This is a genomic window from Priestia megaterium (genome assembly GCF_023824195.1).
Taxonomy (GTDB): Bacteria; Bacillota; Bacilli; order Bacillales; family Bacillaceae_H; genus Priestia; species Priestia megaterium_D.
In genome coordinates, this window is sequence record NZ_CP085442.1 from 4809763 (window position 1) to 4827624 (window position 17862).

At 37.9% G+C, this 17862-nt stretch carries 23 protein-coding genes; 14 read left to right on the forward strand and 9 right to left on the reverse strand.

The window, feature by feature from the left end; genetic code table 11:
* Window positions 1-55: 55 nt before the first annotated feature.
* The 7 genes from LIS78_RS24995 to mnhG are packed head-to-tail and all read left to right on the forward strand — an operon-like array spanning window position 56 to window position 5809.
* Entirely contained in the window at window positions 56-2461 is a 2406-nt protein-coding gene (locus LIS78_RS24995) for a Na+/H+ antiporter subunit A (RefSeq protein ID WP_209150723.1), read from the forward strand.
* Window positions 2458-2880 carry a Na(+)/H(+) antiporter subunit B gene (locus LIS78_RS25000; RefSeq protein ID WP_013085301.1) on the forward strand — a complete coding sequence of 141 codons (423 nt, stop codon included), beginning with the start codon at window positions 2458-2460 and terminating at the stop codon, window positions 2878-2880. The genes LIS78_RS24995 and LIS78_RS25000 overlap by 4 nt, the downstream gene beginning before the upstream one ends.
* Window positions 2880-3221, forward strand: a complete 342-nt coding sequence (locus LIS78_RS25005) for a Na(+)/H(+) antiporter subunit C (RefSeq protein WP_013059592.1) — start codon at window positions 2880-2882, stop codon at window positions 3219-3221. The genes LIS78_RS25000 and LIS78_RS25005 overlap by 1 nt, the downstream gene beginning before the upstream one ends.
* Window positions 3211-4695, forward strand: coding sequence for a Na+/H+ antiporter subunit D (locus LIS78_RS25010; protein ID WP_252284481.1), 1485 nt, complete (start codon window positions 3211-3213; stop codon window positions 4693-4695). The genes LIS78_RS25005 and LIS78_RS25010 overlap by 11 nt, the downstream gene beginning before the upstream one ends.
* Before the next feature lie 6 nt (window positions 4696-4701).
* Entirely contained in the window at window positions 4702-5178 is a 477-nt protein-coding gene (locus LIS78_RS25015) for a Na+/H+ antiporter subunit E (protein ID WP_252284482.1), read from the forward strand.
* Window positions 5179-5463, forward strand: coding sequence for a Na(+)/H(+) antiporter subunit F1 (locus LIS78_RS25020; protein WP_013059595.1), 285 nt, complete (start codon window positions 5179-5181; stop codon window positions 5461-5463).
* On the forward strand, window positions 5447-5809 hold the full coding sequence (gene mnhG / locus LIS78_RS25025; RefSeq protein ID WP_195783201.1) for a monovalent cation/H(+) antiporter subunit G: 363 nt from the start codon (window positions 5447-5449) through the stop codon (window positions 5807-5809). Before LIS78_RS25020 ends, mnhG begins: the two co-directional genes overlap by 17 nt.
* A 42-nt stretch (window positions 5810-5851) precedes the next feature.
* Here mnhG and LIS78_RS25030 read toward each other — a convergent pair whose 3' ends face one another.
* Window positions 5852-7015: an iron-containing alcohol dehydrogenase gene (locus LIS78_RS25030; RefSeq protein ID WP_043977206.1), complete on the reverse strand. Its 1164-nt coding sequence runs from the start codon at window positions 7013-7015 to the stop codon at window positions 5852-5854.
* Between the two features lie 220 nt (window positions 7016-7235).
* On the opposite strand from LIS78_RS25030, the gene LIS78_RS25035 reads away from it, so the two are divergent.
* Window positions 7236-7466, forward strand: a complete 231-nt coding sequence (locus LIS78_RS25035; RefSeq protein WP_013059598.1) for a DUF378 domain-containing protein — start codon at window positions 7236-7238, stop codon at window positions 7464-7466.
* 36 nt (window positions 7467-7502) lie between these two features.
* Here the strand turns inward: LIS78_RS25035 and yugI are convergent, their stop codons facing one another.
* The 3 genes from yugI to LIS78_RS25050 form a co-directional block, all read right to left on the reverse strand.
* Window positions 7503-7904, reverse strand: coding sequence for a S1 domain-containing post-transcriptional regulator GSP13 (gene yugI / locus LIS78_RS25040; protein WP_013059599.1), 402 nt, complete (start codon window positions 7902-7904; stop codon window positions 7503-7505).
* Between the two features lie 207 nt (window positions 7905-8111).
* Window positions 8112-9272, reverse strand: a complete 1161-nt coding sequence (locus LIS78_RS25045; RefSeq protein ID WP_013059600.1) for an aminotransferase — start codon at window positions 9270-9272, stop codon at window positions 8112-8114.
* Window positions 9272-9772, reverse strand: coding sequence for an Lrp/AsnC family transcriptional regulator (locus tag LIS78_RS25050; protein WP_013059601.1), 501 nt, complete (start codon window positions 9770-9772; stop codon window positions 9272-9274). Before LIS78_RS25050 ends, LIS78_RS25045 begins: the two co-directional genes overlap by 1 nt.
* Window positions 9773-9930: 158 nt before the next feature.
* Between LIS78_RS25050 and LIS78_RS25055 the strand changes: the two genes are divergently transcribed.
* Together LIS78_RS25055 and LIS78_RS25060 are read left to right on the forward strand one after the other, a co-directional pair.
* The gene (locus LIS78_RS25055) at window positions 9931-10779 is read left to right on the forward strand and encodes an alpha/beta fold hydrolase (protein ID WP_252284483.1); all 849 of its coding nucleotides are present in this window, start codon (window positions 9931-9933) and stop codon (window positions 10777-10779) included.
* 167 nt (window positions 10780-10946) lie between these two features.
* On the forward strand, window positions 10947-12119 hold the full coding sequence (locus LIS78_RS25060; RefSeq protein WP_195781671.1) for a MalY/PatB family protein: 1173 nt from the start codon (window positions 10947-10949) through the stop codon (window positions 12117-12119).
* Window positions 12120-12154: 35 nt separating this feature from the next.
* Here the strand turns inward: LIS78_RS25060 and LIS78_RS25065 are convergent, their stop codons facing one another.
* Both LIS78_RS25065 and LIS78_RS25070 read right to left on the reverse strand, forming a co-directional pair.
* Window positions 12155-12679: a superoxide dismutase family protein gene (locus tag LIS78_RS25065; protein ID WP_252284484.1), complete on the reverse strand. Its 525-nt coding sequence runs from the start codon at window positions 12677-12679 to the stop codon at window positions 12155-12157.
* A 103-nt stretch (window positions 12680-12782) separates the two neighbouring features.
* Window positions 12783-12980, reverse strand: a complete 198-nt coding sequence (locus tag LIS78_RS25070; RefSeq protein ID WP_116516552.1) for a hypothetical protein — start codon at window positions 12978-12980, stop codon at window positions 12783-12785.
* An 85-nt stretch (window positions 12981-13065) separates the two neighbouring features.
* Between LIS78_RS25070 and kapB the strand changes: the two genes are divergently transcribed.
* On the forward strand, window positions 13066-13446 hold the full coding sequence (gene kapB / locus LIS78_RS25075; protein WP_195781669.1) for a kinase-associated lipoprotein KapB: 381 nt from the start codon (window positions 13066-13068) through the stop codon (window positions 13444-13446).
* Window positions 13447-13482: 36 nt separating this feature from the next.
* Here the strand turns inward: kapB and kapD are convergent, their stop codons facing one another.
* Entirely contained in the window at window positions 13483-14097 is a 615-nt protein-coding gene (kapD, locus tag LIS78_RS25080; protein WP_013059607.1) for a 3'-5' exonuclease KapD, read from the reverse strand.
* A gap of 344 nt (window positions 14098-14441) precedes the next feature.
* On the reverse strand, window positions 14442-14825 hold the full coding sequence (locus LIS78_RS25085; RefSeq protein ID WP_195781668.1) for a hotdog fold thioesterase: 384 nt from the start codon (window positions 14823-14825) through the stop codon (window positions 14442-14444).
* Window positions 14826-14931: 106 nt separating this feature from the next.
* On the opposite strand from LIS78_RS25085, the gene LIS78_RS25090 reads away from it, so the two are divergent.
* The 3 genes from LIS78_RS25090 to LIS78_RS25100 all read left to right on the forward strand — a co-directional run bounded on the left by LIS78_RS25090 (window position 14932) and on the right by LIS78_RS25100 (window position 16321).
* Entirely contained in the window at window positions 14932-15300 is a 369-nt protein-coding gene (locus LIS78_RS25090) for a YuzC family spore coat inner layer protein (RefSeq protein ID WP_195781667.1), read from the forward strand.
* Window positions 15301-15476: 176 nt separating this feature from the next.
* Window positions 15477-16013, forward strand: a complete 537-nt coding sequence (locus tag LIS78_RS25095) for an HD domain-containing protein (protein WP_209151776.1) — start codon at window positions 15477-15479, stop codon at window positions 16011-16013.
* Window positions 16014-16129: 116 nt separating this feature from the next.
* Window positions 16130-16321: a hypothetical protein gene (locus LIS78_RS25100; protein WP_013059611.1), complete on the forward strand. Its 192-nt coding sequence runs from the start codon at window positions 16130-16132 to the stop codon at window positions 16319-16321.
* 52 nt (window positions 16322-16373) lie between these two features.
* Here LIS78_RS25100 and LIS78_RS25105 read toward each other — a convergent pair whose 3' ends face one another.
* The gene (locus LIS78_RS25105) at window positions 16374-17693 is read right to left on the reverse strand and encodes a Na+/H+ antiporter family protein (protein ID WP_252284485.1); all 1320 of its coding nucleotides are present in this window, start codon (window positions 17691-17693) and stop codon (window positions 16374-16376) included.
* Window positions 17694-17862 lie beyond the last annotated feature (169 nt).

Here is a 17862-nt window from a genome sequence, read left to right on the forward strand (position 1 = left end):
ATTAAATTATTATATAATCGGTTACAGAATTGAATATCACAAGGAGGTTTGTCTTTTGTCGTGGTTGCATTTGGTGATTTTATCGCCTTTTTTATTAGCCTTTTTTGTTCCGCTTCTGTATAAGAAATTCCAGCGTATTCATACAGGGTGGTTCGTTTTACCTCTTCCACTTGTGTTGTTCATTTACTTCACACAATATATTAGTGGCGTTTCTAAGGGGGAAACATATCTACATTCCATGAAATGGATACCTAGTCTAGGCATTAACTTTGATGCTTATGTGGATGGACTTGGGCTTCTATTTTCTCTATTAATCACCGGAATTGGGACACTTGTTATTCTTTACTCCATTTATTATCTTTCTAAGACAAAAGAAGCACTGCATTCGTTTTATGTCTATTTGCTTCTTTTTATGGGTTCTATGCTAGGAGTTGTATTATCAGACAATCTAATGAGCCTTTACAGCTTTTGGGAATTAACAAGCCTTTCATCTTTTTTATTGATTGGTTATTGGTACAAACGAGAGAAATCTCAATACGGAGCCTTAAAATCTATGCTTATTACCGTATTCGGAGGACTTTCCTTATTAGCAGGAATTGTGTTGTTATATGTCATGACAGGTACTTTCAGCATACGCGAAATTATCTCAAACGTAGATGTAGTGACATCTAGTCATCTATTTATTCCAGCTCTAGTCCTCATTTTATTAGGGGCCTTTACAAAATCTGCTCAGTTTCCTTTTCATATTTGGCTGCCAGATGCTATGGAAGCTCCAACCCCAGTGAGTGCATACCTTCATTCAGCTACAATGGTAAAAGCGGGAATTTATCTTTTAGCAAGACTCAGCCCTGTATTTGCTATAAGCGCCACTTGGTTTTTTGTTATTTCAACTGTAGGACTAATTACGCTGCTTTGGGGCTCATTTTCAGCAGTAAAGCAACAAGATTTGAAAGGAATTTTAGCCTTTTCAACGATTAGTCAGCTCGGGATGATTATGTCCCTTATAGGAGTAGGCAGCGCAGCTATTTACTATGACTTTTTAGACGATAATATCTACTTAGTGGCTCTTACTGCAGCCGTTTTCCATTTGATTAACCACGCTACCTTCAAAGGGAGTTTGTTTATGGTAGTAGGCATCGTCGATCATGAAACAGGCACCCGTGATATTAGAAAGTTAGGTGGGTTAATGAGCGTTATGCCTGTGACATTTACCATTGCCATCATCGGGGGATTTTCAATGGCAGGTCTTCCTCCCTTTAACGGATTTTTAAGTAAAGAGATGTTCTTTACAGGCATGGTAAACGTGACAAAAATGGATATGTATAGCATGCAGACGTGGGGAATTTTGCTGCCTATCATTGCTTGGGTGGGAAGTATTTTTACTTTCGTCTATAGTATGATTCTTGTCTTTAAAACCTTTACAGGCAAATACCAGTCCGAAAAGTTGGAGAAGAAGCCGCATGAAGCGCCAGTAGGCATGCTTATTTCACCTGTTATTTTAGCATCACTGGTTGTTATTTTTGGCTTTGCTCCTAATTTATTAGAATCAACTATTATTGAGCCAACAATGGCCTCTATCGCACCTAGCCTGCTAGAGGCAGGTAAAGAATATCAAGTGCATATCAAATTTTGGCACGGCTTTACGCCAGAATTATTTATGACGTTAGGGGTCATCACATTTGGTATTTTGTTATTTATGACGCTTCAAAAGTGGTCAAAAATTTATACACGATTCCCTTCTTCTTTAACGCTTAATAACGGCTATAATTATGGAATTAAAAGGATGGAAAAAGGCTCAACCCGTATCATGAAAACATTAATGACAGGATTTATTAGAGACTATCTTTTAATCATTTTTACGTTTATAGGCATTTTACTCCTCGTAACGCTCTTTTCTCAGAATGCCTTTGCAATTGATCTAAAAGATACTGCTTCTATCGGCGTTTATGAAGCCATACTAGCATTTGTAATGGTTGCAGCTACTATTACAACTTTATTGGCAAAATCACGCCTCACAGCCATTATTTCGCTGGGAGTTGCCGGGTATACACTTTCTTTATTTTTCATATTATTCCGTGCCCCTGACTTAGCTTTGACTCAATTAGTGATTGAAACTGTATCCGTATCCCTGTTTTTACTATGTTTCTACTACTTGCCGGAGTTTCGCAAGCGAAAAGTAAGGGTGAAGTTTCAGCTGCCAAACTTACTGGTTGCCCTTCTTGTAGGAGCGACCGTTACATTGCTTGGCATATCAGCAAACAGCACAAAACTATTTGAATCCATCTCACATTACTTCATTGAAAATAGTTATGAAAAAGCAGGCGGCGAAAACATGGTGAATGTGATCCTTGTTGACTTCCGCGGATTTGATACATTATTTGAAATTACCGTACTTTGTATAGCAGCTCTTGCTATCTATGGCATGGTTCGTCTTCGGTTAACAAAGGAGGAAGAAGAGTGAAAAAAAATGATTTGATTTTACAAACAACGACAAAAGTAGTCACGTTCATTATTATCATTTTTGCCATTCATCTCTTCTTTGCAGGTCATTATACACCTGGAGGAGGGTTTGTTGGGGGACTTACTACCTCAGCTGCCCTTGTATTACTACTGCTGGCTTTCGATATAAAAACCGTATCGAAAGTCATCCCATTTGATTATAAGAAGGTTGCGGCTTCCGGACTGCTGCTAGCTATTTTAACCGGGCTGGGGTCATTTATTTTCAAAGTCCCCTTTCTCACTCACACGTACAGCTATTTTAACCTTCCTCTTCTCGGGAAAACATCTTTAGCTACAGTTGTACTATTTGATTTAGGTGTATATCTAGTAGTTGTTGGTGTTACGATGACCATTATTCAAACGATTGGAGAGAGTGAATAGTGGAAATATTAATGTCCATAGTGGCAGGGATTCTATTTACTGCCGCTGTATATCTTATGTTATCCCGCAGCTTACTGCGAATTATTATTGGAACAGGCTTATTAAGCCACGGCGTTCACCTGTTGATTTTAACGATGGGCGGATTAAAAGGAGGAAGTGTTCCCCTTCTGGGAGAAAAGGCTTCTTCTTATACAGATCCTTTACCTCAAGCACTAATTTTAACTGCCATTGTCATAAGCTTTGGCGTCACTTCTTTTTTCCTTGTACTAGCTTACAGGGCTTATCAAGAACTCGGAACAGACGATATGGACAAGTTAAGGGGAAATGAACATGACGAGTAATTTTGTAATCATCCCACTGCTTATCCCGTTTGTTGTAGGTGTTGTGCTCATTTTTTTCAAAGACAATATTAAACTTCAAAGGATAATCAGTGTTTTATCATTAATCACCACCACTGCTTTGGCTGCATATTTAGTACAGTTGGTTCAATCAAAAGGTGTTTTAACTCACGAGCTTGGGAACTGGAAACCTCCTTTTGGAATTGTTCTAGTAGCGGACATGTTCGCTTCCCTTCTCGTACTTACTGCTAGTATCGTAACACTATGCTGCGTTCTTTTTGCTTTTCATACAATTGGCGAAAGACGTGAACGTTTTTACTTTTATTCGTTTGTGCAGTTTTTATTAGTAGGCGTATTCGGCGCTTTCTTGACAGGTGATATCTTTAACTTATTTGTCTTTTTTGAAGTCATGCTTATGTCTTCGTACGCTCTTATTGTAATTGGCGGTACAAAAGCACAGCTTCGAGAGTCTCTTAAGTATATTTTAGTCAATGTCATTTCATCCGCTTTGTTTGTAATTGCTGTTGCTTATTTGTACGCCGTAACAGGAACTCTCAACATGGCAGATCTTTCACAGCGAATTGCTGAGGCAAACCAACCGGGAATTTTAACAACCATTGGCATGCTTTTATTTATTGTATTTGCATTAAAAGCAGCTTTATTTCCAATGTATTTTTGGCTTCCAGGGTCGTACAGTGCGCCTCCACCCGTCATTATCGGATTGTTTGGTGCGTTGCTAACAAAAGTAGGAGTTTATTCGATTTTCAGGACTTTTACTTTACTGTTTTATCACCACCCTGAATTCACTCATCAAATTATCGGTTACGTTGCGCTTTTGACGATTGTTGTTGGTGCAGTAGGCGCCATTGCTTATTCGGATGTTAATAAAATTTTAATTTATAACATTATTATTGCTGTCGGAGTCATTGTCTATGGGGTGACTTTAACAACAAAAGCAGGTTTTGAAGGAGCCATTTATTATTTGATTCACGACATGATTATTAAAGCAGCTCTCTTCCTTCTTGCTGGAAGCATCATTCGAATAACTGGAACAACAAAATTAAAGAAAATGGGTGGATTAATTAAAGACTACCCGCTGCTTGGCTGGATGTTTTTTATCGCTATTATTTCGTTGGCAGGAATTCCTCCCTTAAGCGGCTTTATTGGAAAATTCCTTTTAGTTCAGGGCGGCTTAGAATCAGAGAGCTACACGTTTGTAGCGGTTTTACTAGTTTCAAGCCTGCTCGTTTTATATTCTGCCATTAAGATTTTCATGAGCTGCTTCTGGGGTGAACCTACGCTTTCTGCTGGTCAGGAAAAGGTATCCCTTAAAGGAATTCTATACCCATCCGCTATCTTACTTGCTGTTTCTGTCTTTTTAGGACTAGGTGCAGAAGCTGTTATTCCTTATGTGTCAACAGCCGCTCAAACGCTTATGGATCCTTCAATTTATATCCAATCGGTGTTAAAGGAGTAGATCTGCATGTCATTTCAACTATTATTAAACGTAATCATTGCATTCACATGGATGTTTTTGAGAGGGCTTTGGACACTGCCTTCCTTTATTATAGGGTTTTTCTGGGGAGCGGTACTGCTGGTTGTTTTCCGCCGTTTTTTTCACAGACGTTTTTACTTGCATAAAGTGTATGCGATCATTAAGCTGCTGTTTATTTTTATACGAGAATTATTCAAAGCCAATATTGCAGTGACTAAGGACGTATTGCGCCCTAAATTAAATATCCAGCCAGCCATCTTTGCAATGCCAACCCGTCTGGAGAGTGAATGGGAAATTACCATTCTTTCTCTTTTAATTACGCTAACGCCAGGCACACTGGTGATGGATGTGTCAGATGATAATTCTACTATCTATATTCATGCAATCAATACAGACGATATTGATGACATTATTACAGATATTCAGCAAACATTCGAAAAAGCTATTATGGAGGTGAGTCGTTAAATGCTCGATATTTTTTTAAACGTTTCGCTCATTCTCATTTCTGCTTCAACTATTGGGTTTGTTTATCGAGTGGTGAAAGGTCCGTCGACTGCTGATCGGGCAATGGCCCTTGACGCTATTGGAATTAACATCATTGCCATCACGGCCATCATCTCGATTATTTTTCGAACCCAGGCTTTTTTCGAAGTCATTTTACTGCTAGGCATCATAGCCTTTGTAGGTACCGTTGCTTTTTCTAAGTTTTTAGAGAAAGGAGAAGTGATTGAATATGAACGTGATCAGTGAAATCATTGTAGGAGCTTTGGTACTAATAGGGTCTCTTCTGACAGTTGTAACCATGATTGGGCTTATTCGCTTGCCTGATACGTATACAAGAAGTCACGCTGCCTCTAAAAGTGCTACCTTAGGCGTCCTGTTTATATTAGTGGGCTGCTTACTCTACTTTTGGCTTGACACTGGCCATATTAGTGCACGGTTAATTTTAGCGATTGTCTTTGTGTTTATCACCTCTCCTATCGCTGGGCATTTACTAGGAAGAGCGGCTTATTACAGCGGAGTTCCTCTTTCTGATAAGACCGTTCGGGATGATTTGAAAACCAAACAGCAGAAAAAGCTTACCCATCATGAATAGAAAAACGCCGTGCGGTTTGCACGGCGTTTTTTATCGAGAATCTTATAAAGAAGCGCGTAGAATTGCTAGTACATCTTCTTTGTTTAATTTTTTAAATTTACCAAATTCACCTTTAGCCATCGCACGATCAGCCATAAGATCTAATTTATCTTCACCAATATCATAATCAGCTAAGCGAGTTGGTGCACCTAGGCTTGACCAGAATTCACGAAGCTTATCAACACCTTCAAGTGCTACTTCTTTATCTGTCTTGCCTTCCGTATCTACGTTAAATACGCGTACAGCTACTTGCTTGAAGCGATCTACGTTCTCATCCATTACGTGTTTCATCCAGTTCGGGAATAAAATTGCTAATCCACCTGCATGTGGAATGTCATATACAGCTGATACCGCATGCTCAATATTGTGAGTAGCCCAATCGCCTTGGTGTCCCATTTGTAACATACCGTTTAATGCGATTGTACCATTGTATAAAATCGTTTCACGTAACTCGTAGTTCTCTAAGTCGTTTAATAACTTTGGTCCCGTTTCAATAACCGTTTGCAGTACTCCTTCACACATGCGATCTTGAAGGGGTGTATTTGTTGCAGCATGGAAATATTGTTCAAATACGTGGCTCATCATGTCGACCATGCCATAAACTGTTTGATTTTTTGGTACAGTAAATGTATTAACCGGATCTAAGATAGAGAATTGAGGGAATGTTGCCGGACTGCCCCAGCCGTATTTTTCTTGTGTTTCCCAATTTGTAATAACAGAACCAGCATTCATTTCTGAACCTGTTGCTGCTAATGTCAGCACTGTTCCAAATGGAAGAGCTTCAGCTGCGAATACGTCGCGGTTAATGATGTCCCATACGTCTCCATCATATTTTGCGCCTGCTGCGATTGCTTTTGTACAATCGATTACGCTTCCTCCGCCTACTGCAAGTAAAAATTCAATACCGTTTTCTTTACAAATATCGATTCCTTTTCGAACAGTTGTCAGACGAGGATTCGGCTCTACTCCCGCTAACTCATGTACTTCTGCATTCATGTCATTCAGTACATCCATTACTTGATCATATAAACCGCTGCGTTTTACGCTTCCTCCGCCGTATACTAATAATATCTTTTTACCAAAGCGCCCTGCTTCTGTTTTTAATTGCTCTAATTGACCTTTACCAAAAATTAATTTTGTAGGATTATAAAATGTAAAATTGTTCACTATAAACTCCTCCTTACGAGCTTGATTACATGCATCATTATGAAGAACAACTTTTTGATTGTAAAGAAAATTGACTTCCTAAAGATTATTCCCTGTTGACTAGACGCTCACCCCATCCAAATGAACGTTTATTTGTCTGTATCTTCCAAAAGTAAACATGCATATTTCCCTCAAAAAAAAGCAGGCTAATAAGTGAACTACAAAACAAGGAGGGTTCATCATGAGTGGTATTCAACGCATTGCGCTCGTATTAACGATTATTGGAGCAATTAACTGGGGACTTATTGGCTTTTTTCAATTTGATTTAGTAGCAGCAATCTTCGGCGGTCAAACATCTGCTTTCTCCCGCATTATTTATGGATTGGTTGGAATCGCAGGACTGATTAACCTAGGTCTATTATTTAAACCTTCTGCTGAAGTAGAGCGTACAGAACCTAGAACGGAACATTAAAAAAAGAAGGATAGCTAAGCTATCCTTCTTTTTTTCTTATTTCTTAATTAGATCTTCGCGGTTTGATTGCTCAATCCACTCTTCTAATTTTTCTTTTAATGTGTTGAATCCTTGAGTAGATTCAGTGTGAACTGTTGCTTGACCTTGACGCTTTTTAGCAGGTTTTTTAGGTGCAGAAGCTTCAGTTTTTTCTGGAGCTGGCTCAGTTGCACGAATAGATAAACCAATTTTACCAGTTGACTCATCAACAGATAAAACTTTAACGTTTACTTCGTCTCCTACTGATAAATGTTCGTTAATATCTTTAACGAAGCCATGTTTTACTTCTGAGATATGAACTAATCCTTGAGTTTCTTCATTTAATGCAACGAATGCACCGTATGGTTGAATTCCTGTTACTTTACCTTTTGTAACAGTACCGATTTCAAATTTTGACATATAAACACTCCTAGATACCTTATTATTTTCACCATTATAGCCAATTTAAAATTATAGCACAGTTCATAGATTGAATCAAAAAGTAGTTATACTATATTTATTATTTACCAATTTCGTCACAAATATAAACTAACACTACATTTCATCATAGCAAAAAAGATATTATATCAAACCGTCTATACGATATGACATAATATCTTATTTTTATTATAACTTATTTTCAACAAAACGGCTAATCCGTTTTATGGATTCTTCTAATGATTCCATTGAAGAGGCGTATGAACAGCGAATATGTCCCTCTCCGCCTTTTCCAAATACATTGCCTGGCACCACAGCTACTCGCTCTTCAAGTAAAAGCTGCTCAGCGAATTCTTCCGATGACAATCCAGTTTTCTTGATAGACGGGAATACATAAAACGCTCCTCCGGGAGAATGGCATTCCAGACCAATTTGGTTTAATGACTTCACCATATAGTTCCGTCTTCTGCGATAGCTTTTTCTCATCTCTTCTACGTCATGCTGCCCATTTTGTAGTGCTTCAATTGCTCCATATTGTGCCATGGTAGGCGCACACATCATTGTATACTGATGAATTTTCAGCATTGCTTTAGCAATCTCAGTTGGTGCACATATGTAACCAAGACGCCATCCAGTCATGGCAAACCCTTTAGAAAAGCCAGAAATAATAATGGTTCGTTCTTTCATTCCTTCTAAAGAAGCAATAGATGTAAACTCTTCATCATATGTTAATTCTGCATATATTTCATCCGTGATAACAAGCAAGTCATGCTTTATTACAATATCCGCAATAGCCTGCAGCTCTTCTTTAGATAGTGAGCTTCCTGTTGGATTATTAGGAGAGCATAAAAGAAGGGCTTTCGTGTTGCTTGTAATGACTTCTTCAATCTGTCTAGGCTGTAGTTTAAACTCTGTTTCTGCCGTTGTTTCAATTGCCACAGGAACTCCTCCTGCTAGAGAAATTAACGGACTGTAAGACACAAAGTTTGGCTCCACGACAATAATCTCATCTTCAGGATTAATCAAAGCTCGCATTGTAATGTCTAAAGCCTGACTTCCTCCAACGGTCACAATAATATCATCTTTATAATCATACGAGACGTTAAAATTTCTTTTCATATACTTCATAATTTCAAAGCGGAGCTCTAAAAGCCCCGCATTTGCTGTATAAGAGGTATATCCTCTTTCCAACGATAAAATACTCGCTTCTCGAACAGCCCAAGATGTGACAAAATCAGGTTCACCTACTCCAAGAGAGATGACGTTATCCATACTTGCTGCTAAATCAAAAAAGCGGCGAATACCTGAAGGTTTCAGCTGTTGTACAGTTGTTGACAAGCGCTCTTTCATTACGGAGACACCACGATTCTGCGATCTTCATCGCCTTGGTCGTAGATGGTACCATCGTGCTTGTATTTTTTCATAATAAAGTGAGTCGTTGTAGATAAAACAGAGTCTAGCGTAGAAAGCTTTTCAGAAACAAAAAATGCTACTTCAGACATTGATTTTTCTTCAATAATAACAGACAAATCATATGCTCCTGACATTAGGTACACGGATTTCACTTCTTGAAAACGATAGATGCGCTCCGCAATCTCGTCAAAGCCTACTCCTCGCTTTGGTGCAACTTTTACATCTATCATAGCCGTGACGCCCTCATGTCCATCTACTCGTCTCCAGTTAATATCAGCTGAATATTGCACAATTACTTTTTCTCTCTCTAGCTTTTTAACAATATTAGAGGTTTCTTCAAACGTTAAATCCACCATTTTTGAAATACTATCTATTGAAATACGGCTATTTTTTTCTAGAATTTCTAAAATTTCTAACTCTTTTTCTTCTAAGAACACCGCGTTCCCCTCCTACAACGATTAAATTTTTTCACTTTTTCCATTATATCAAATTTAAACACATCTTTAATGTGAAATCTATACCGGTAATTGAGTTTCATTTTATAGATTGCTGGAAATTAGGACAGACTAGAAAGAAAAAGATGGAGTGAAACAAATTGACTGAATCTAAAATTACTTGCCACCAGCGTACTTTTAATGGAGTCAATGTTTACTACGAATGCCATAACTATCACCCTGATAAACCAGCTATTGTATTTATTCACGGCTTTTTATCATCTAGTTTTAGCTTTCGACGTTTAATTCCTTTATTTGAAGATACGTTTTCTATCATTACGCTGGATCTTCCGCCATTTGGGCGAAGTGAAAAATCGTTAACCTTTCAATACTCGTATAAAAACTTAGCCAGAATTGTCATTGAGTTAATTGAATATTTAAAATTGAAAGATGTTGTACTATCGGGACACTCAATGGGAGGACAGGTTTGTTTAAACGTAGCAAAGTTAAAGCCTTCTTGCGTATCGAAACTAGTTCTTCTGTGCAGCTCAGCTTATTTAGGACCCTCACATTATGGGTTGGTCATGTCTTCTTATGTTCCCTTCTTTTATCTATGGGTAAAAACGTGGCTGTCTCGCAAAGGTGTATTAGGTAACTTGCAAAATGTCGTATTTGATCATAAGTTAATCGACGAAGAAATGATTGATGGCTATACTGAACCATTTTTGGATGACCGTACGTTTATGGCTTTAACAAGAATGATTCGTGATCGAGAAGGAGACTTATCATCAAAGGATTTGCAGCACATAAAAAAACCAAGTTTACTCATTTGGGGAGAAGAAGACCAAGTTGTTCCTTTACATCTCGGACGCAAGTTAAAAGATGATTTAACAGACTCTACCTTTATCTCTTTAAAGGAAATTGGACATCTTTTACCAGAAGAGTGTCCCGACATTGTGCAGTCTCATATGGTCGATTTCTTGTACGGTGAAAAAGCCCTGTCTCAATAATGACGGGGCGAGTTCGTATATTTCATACGAGGCGCTAACTTTAATAAAAAATTTGTTAGTGGTTCTTCAGAAATTTTTTCATTTTTTTATTGACTTCACAAGTTAACTTCGTTGACAAACATATTAAAAATAAGCAAACTATTATATTAAAAAAGGGGGTACTTTTATTGTCTACTTATTCTTTTGATCAATTAATTAATCGTACAGGTACACAGTCCGTAAAGTGGGACAAAACTGATATCGTTTTTGGAGCAAAAGATGTTCTGCCTTTTTGGGTAGCTGATATGGATTTCCAAGCGCCGCCTAATGTTCTTCAAACCATTAATGAGCGTGTCAAACACGGTATTTTCGGCTACACTTCCCCTACTGAATCTACGGCAAATGCTTTATCATCTTGGGTAGAAAAAAAACATCAGTGGACCATTGATCATGAATGGATTACATACAGTCCAGGAGTTGTATTTGCCCTGAGTATGGCTATTCAAGCATTTACAGAACCAGGAGATTCAATTTTAATTCAGCCTCCAGTCTATACTCCATTTTTTAACATGATAAAGGTAAATGATCGAGAAGTTGTTGAAAATCCGTTAAAACTTGCAGGCGATAAATACGAAATTGATTTTGCAGATTTAGAGAAAAAATTTGCAGAAGGTGTAAAATTAATGATTCTTTGCAGTCCTCACAATCCAGTAGGACGCGTGTGGACAAAAGAAGAACTGAAGAGGCTTGCCGATCTTTGTCAAAAATACAATGTATTAATTGTTTCAGATGAAATCCATTCTGATCTAATTTACCAGCCTTATAAACACATTCCCATTAGCATGGTGAGTGAAGATGCGGCCAATCGAACCATTACGTGTATGGCCCCTAGCAAAACATTTAATATACCGGGACTTCAGGCTTCAGCTGTTATTATTCCAAATGAGAAACTGCGCACACAGTATGTTCAGCAGCAGCAAAAACAAGGGTTTTCTAATTTAAACACATTCGGAATAATTGGGTTAGAGGCGGCTTATAGCGAAGGTGAAGAGTGGCTAGAAGCACTGCTTGTGTATCTGAAGAAAAATGTAGATCTCGTGACGCGTTTTATAAGTGAGAACTTGCCTGAACTGCGAGTGGTTCAGCCAGAAGGAACTTATTTACTATGGATTGACTGCAACAAGCTACATTTATCAGAAGAAGAATTACATGAACGCTTATTAGAAAAAGGTAAAATCGCCGTAGAAAAAGGCGAAAAATACAGTTCCACATATGGAAAAGGTTTTATCCGCTTGAACATTGGCTGTTCACATGAACAACTTCAAGAAGGATTAAATCGCTTAAAAGTAGCTTTAACGTAAAAAACAGCGTTCTTTCTCACGAAAGAACGCTGTTTTTAATGTTTTTTTGAAATAACTCCGCAGGCGATTCGCTTGCCAGAATTACCTGATGGCTCTGTCATTCCGTCATCACCTTGTTCGGTAATAACAAGGGATGAACCATCCATACGCTTAACGAGAGATGTCTTTCCTTCTTTTAACGTGACTTGAGGAACCATATCTGTTCCTGTATACGTCTGATCGTCTTCTACCACAATATTTTTCATATCGCCTAAATGCGGTCCTTTTGGATTTAACAGTCCGTGTTTCTTTTTATCAGGATCAAGGTGATTGCCCGCACTTTTAAAGTTAGGAGCTTTGCAAATTCCCATTTCATGAATATGTACGCCGTGTTTGCCAGGTGTAAGTCCGCTTAAGTTGTACGTAAACTCAATTCCATCGGCCTGCTCTTTCAACTTGACTGTACCGATGCTATCTCCATCTGCGTTATAGACTTTGACTTCTTTATTGGATATTTCTTTTTCCATACACCCCGTTAACAAGAAAAAAGGCACGGTTCCAATGAGTAGTAGTTTTTTCATGTTGCCCTCCAATCGCGTATGCACTAGCGAAAGTTTTAGATGTCTTTCCATAGATTGTCCAGCAACATATTATTTTAAACGCTTACATTTTATTTGCATTTCATTACAGTGATTTCTTATTTTCCTGTTCTTTCAGCTTTGCTTCTAATTCCTTCGTTTTTTCTTCTTCTTTTTTAGAAACCTTAATGATTAAACGCCATACTGCAACTGCTGCTAGCACAAAAATCGCCATAGTAGCAAAAGCAGGAATATATTCTCTTTTATCTTCCGGAAAATAAAGCAAAAACATTAAATACATCATGTACAACATCCTTTCATAGAAACGGTAGGGGGTTTTGATTTATACTGTTGATAACAAACACTTTACTTAAAGGAGATCTGGCAATATGACATTTACAATTGGTCAAACCGTTACGGCACTTTATAAAACTGGGAAATACATCGGTGAAATTACACAAGTTCGAGATTTACATTATGTTGTGCGAATTCAAGCTGTGTTAAAGCATCCAGAACAAGGTGACTTACATAATCCTGGACAAGTGGACGTACCTTTTTTTCACGAGCGAAAAGCACTTTCATTTCGAGAGCAGGCCAATATTCCTCAAAAAATGGTTCATCTCTATGAAGACAGCATTCCCGATTATAAAGATTCACTAAAAAAAGCACTTGAATTAAAGATAGCTGAACAACAAGCCAAAGATAGCCCTTTTGCTCAAGCAAGTATTGCCTGTTTAGAAGAGTTAAAAAAAGAGTACGGTATTCATTAAGCAAAAAGCCAAATTCACATAGAAGTGATTTGGCTTTTATAATGCAAATTTATTTAATACTTTTGAAAAATCGATTCGATCTCCTATGGTCGTTGGCTCCGGTTTTTGAAGGTACCGCTTATCTTTTTCTACAAGCTTAAAGATGTTGAGTGTCGTCATCGCATCATCAAGCGCGCAGTGGTGCTTTCCAGTTCCTTCTTTACCATACTCTTGCACAGCTTTCCAAAGGCCAGTTTGATTTTGATCTCCAAAAAAGCGCTTATACTCCATTGAAAGATCAATTTCTTTACCTGCAAAAGGAAATGGCACCTTATTTTTTTGACAGCACTGCCTCAATACTTTCATATCCATGTTCCCCCATGTAATAATCGTGCTGTGTTTATACATGCCCAGTCGCTGTACAAGCTGCTCTAGCGTAATGCCTTCATTTACTTGATTTTGTTCGATATGGAGAAATGATTTACAGCGCTCAGTTAATTTTGTAAAGTGTGTAGGCTGTACGTAAGAGGAGAAACGATCAATGATTTCTTGATTTTTAACAAACACCAAACCAACTTCAATGATTTCCGGAAAAAAGCCTTTTGGAAAACCCTTATACTCTGGCATTGTAAATTCAAAATCAATGAATAAATACTGAGAGTTCTTATCCAATATTATCACCCCTTTGTAAAATAAACCGCCCTACTATATTAATGCTATTATAGCACGATTGAACAATCGGAAGGTCTATTTTCTGTTCTTATTTTTAATATTATGAATATTCTAGTTGCTGAATAAAAAGAATACTTTACTACTACTATATTCTAGAGCATGTCTCTATGCGCAGGGTAACTGTCACGAATAGACATAATTTCGCTTATTTTTTTACCTATTTTTTCACTTTTTTATGTATCCGCTCTTCCAAATTCTCTTCAAACTCTAACACGAGTGTGTGAGGTGGCTCCTTCTGACTCCAAAAGCATACCTCACACCTTCTAGACTAAGCATTCTTATGTTTAAGCTTTAGGCAGAATAGCAAGCGTACATCTGGATATACAGATTAAATTCTCTTCTTCATCTTGAATTTTCACTTCCCAAACCGCTGTTTTTTTTCCTTTATGTAAAGGAACGCCTATAGCTGTAACTATTCCTTCTTTTTTCCCTTTGATATGATTGGCATTAATTTCTAAACCTACGCAGATTTCTTTTTCGAGATCTACACTTTTAATGGCACCTAGACTAGCCACAGTTTCAGCTAACGCCACCGATGCTCCTCCGTGTAAAAGCCCGAATGGCTGACGCGTTCGCTCATCAACAGGCATCGTCGCTTCCACTCTTTGTTCACTCGCACTAATAATCTCAATCCCTAATGCTTCTAACAGCGTATCTTTCGTTTTCATATACATACCTCCCTTTGTATCTAGTATACAATAACGGTTTTGCTACAACATATACGAACCCTCTACATATACATAATAAAAATCCGTTTTCTAGGAGGATTCTTATATGAAATCATTTGCTCCCTTGTCTTACTATTGGCCATCGTACTACATGCCTCACCCTTATACATACAGGGTACCTAACTTACCTGAGGCGGACATTGCGACATTTCAGCAATCTCTTAAAGTTATTCCCTCTACCATGCAAAGCGCTACTATATTTATTCAAAGAGCTAATACTTCGCCAAATTTAATAAAAAAAATAAAAGCTGCTGCTCAAGAATCCAAAATGAGTGAAGTAAAAAGACTCATTCTTTCCACTGGTGTTAAGACAAAAATCGAGGTTTTCTATACCCCAGACTATATTAAAATTACATTTATCCATCCCGATAACCAATTTGACTGCTGTCACGTTTCGTTAAATATTAGATGGTAAAATACAAGGAAAAAAGTCTTATTTTCTTCAAAAAAAGATGTACATGTTGTTTCGTTTCGAATATTATAATATATGCCATTTTTGTATGTAAAAACAAATTACACGATAATTGTATTTAGGATACAAATATGATATTGTATTTGGAAATATATTTTTTCTTTAGGAGGGATGACATGATGAGACATGTTACGCTAGTAGAAATTTTCACGCATCCTATCGCTCAAAAATATTTAACTCGATCTGGCATTGCGCATGCTGTATCCGTCGCCTATCATGCGTTTCGTCTATCTGTACAGCATAATGTAAACCCCGATTTAGCTACAAAAGCAGCGCTGCTTCATGATATTGGCCACTACGAATGGTACACAAATGGTCAGTGGGATTATGAGAAGTATCGTCAAAATGATATTCACGCTATTAAAGGTGCTGAACGTGCACATAAATTACTCATTCGTTTAGGTGAGGAACCTCAGGCGGCAAAAGAAATTGCCTTAGCTATTTTACTACACACAGACTCATATTTGCCTGAAGGAACAATTCAACAACGCCCTCTTCAAAAAGTAGTCAAACTAGCTGATGAAGCTGATGAAGAGCCAGGCGGCAAACACCATTACCGTGAATTGGAATATAATCTGGCTGTAAAGAAAATTAAGGAGCTTGATAAGAAAGTGCTTGAACTTCTACATTCCAACCAATTTAAACAGTTAGGCTGACAGGATTAACTCCTTTCATAAGAGTTAATCCTTTTTGTTATTTCTCCTCATAATTCCCTGCAAATTACTCATACTACTTATTGATTCTCATTTTTAGTTAGTTAGGAGGAAGAAGAATGTCTAAAAACGCTAGAGGTTACGTGCAAGATTCTTGTACATCATTAAATCAGGCAAAAGCAAGCCTTGAACAAGCTCTTCAAACAGTAGAGAAAGATTCAAATCGTGAACGTATTGAACAATCTCTTCAGGCTGTAGAGCAAGCATTAGGAGCTTGTGACAGCACTGCTTCTACTCTTTCTCAAGCATGAAAAAAAGCAGCCGGTTTTGATCGGCTTCTTTTTTTCATTATAGGCCCTCTATTTACAAGATAACCGAGGCAATCCATCCAAAAATAATAAGTGGAATGTTATAGTGAAGAAAAGTTGGTACACACGTCTCCCAAATATGATCATGCTGACGATCGACTGCCAACCCAGATGTGGGTCCAAGCGTACTGTCTGAAGCTGGTGAACCAGCGTCTCCAAGCGCTCCCGCTGTACCAACAATACAAATCGTCGCCATTGGACTCATACCAAGTTCTAAGCAAAGAGGAACAAAAATCGTCGCGATAATTGGAATGGTAGAGAAAGAAGAACCAATGCCCATTGTCACTAAAAGCCCGATGACAAGCATAAGAAATGCACCAAGCATTTGATTCCCCCCAATAAGAGCAACAGAATCTTTTACAAGCGCTTCTACATCTCCGGTTTCTTGAAGAACTTTTGCAAAACCAGAGGCTGACAGCATAACGAATCCAATGAAAGCCATCATTCTCATTCCGTTTGTTAATACTGGATCTGCTTCACTCCACTTCAAAGCTCCGCTGAAGTAAAGGACAACAATTCCTGCCAGCGCTCCAAAAATCATAGAATCTACTAAGAGCTGCACAGTTAGAGCTGCTACAATCGCAACCAAAGCTATAATAATGCCTCTTGTTGTATAACCTGTACTCTCTTCTGCACCTTGATCAATGTCAATGTCTTCATACCGACGTGGTTTGCGGTATGAAATAAAAACAGCAAACAATAAGCCCGCTATCATTCCTAAAGCTGGAAGAGCCATCGCTGCGGTAATATCTCCTTTATCAATCGTTAGTCCACTTTCTTTGATGTTAGTAAATAAAATGTCATGATAAATCTTACCGAATCCTGCAGGCAAATACATATAAGGTGTAATCAACCCAAATGTAATAACGGTTGCGACTAATCGGCGATCGATTTTCAACTGATTAAATACTTTTAATAGGGGTGGAATTAAAAGTGGAATAAATGCAATGTGAACCGGGATAACGTTTTGAGAAAAACATGAAATAATAAGGATTATCAATAAGATCAGTACTTTTGACAGTGACTTCTTTTTCGTTTCTCCTTCTTTCCCTACTATTTTTAACGCTAGCTGAACAACGGCATCAGGCAGTCCCGTTCGAGAAACAGCCATTGCAAATCCTCCAAGCAAAGCATAGCTTAATGCAACAGAGGCACTGTTTCCAAGACCATCTGTGTATATACTGACTGTATCTGTGAGGCTGATCCCGCCAACAAGTCCTCCAATTAGAGCTCCGACTGCTAAAGAAAAGACAACGTTGATACGCAATAAGCTCAAAATCAGCATCACGAGCACAGCTATTAATATTGCATTCATTTTGAAACCTCCATTTTTCTTTTTACTTTATCTCACTAAAACATTAGAGAGATAAACAACATGTTCATTATATTAGGTATAGAAAAAAAGTCAATCATCTTGCTAATTAAACGTTTGTTTAACCTCTCTCCAGCCTTAACATTATAAAGATTTTTCTAAATAATCTTTT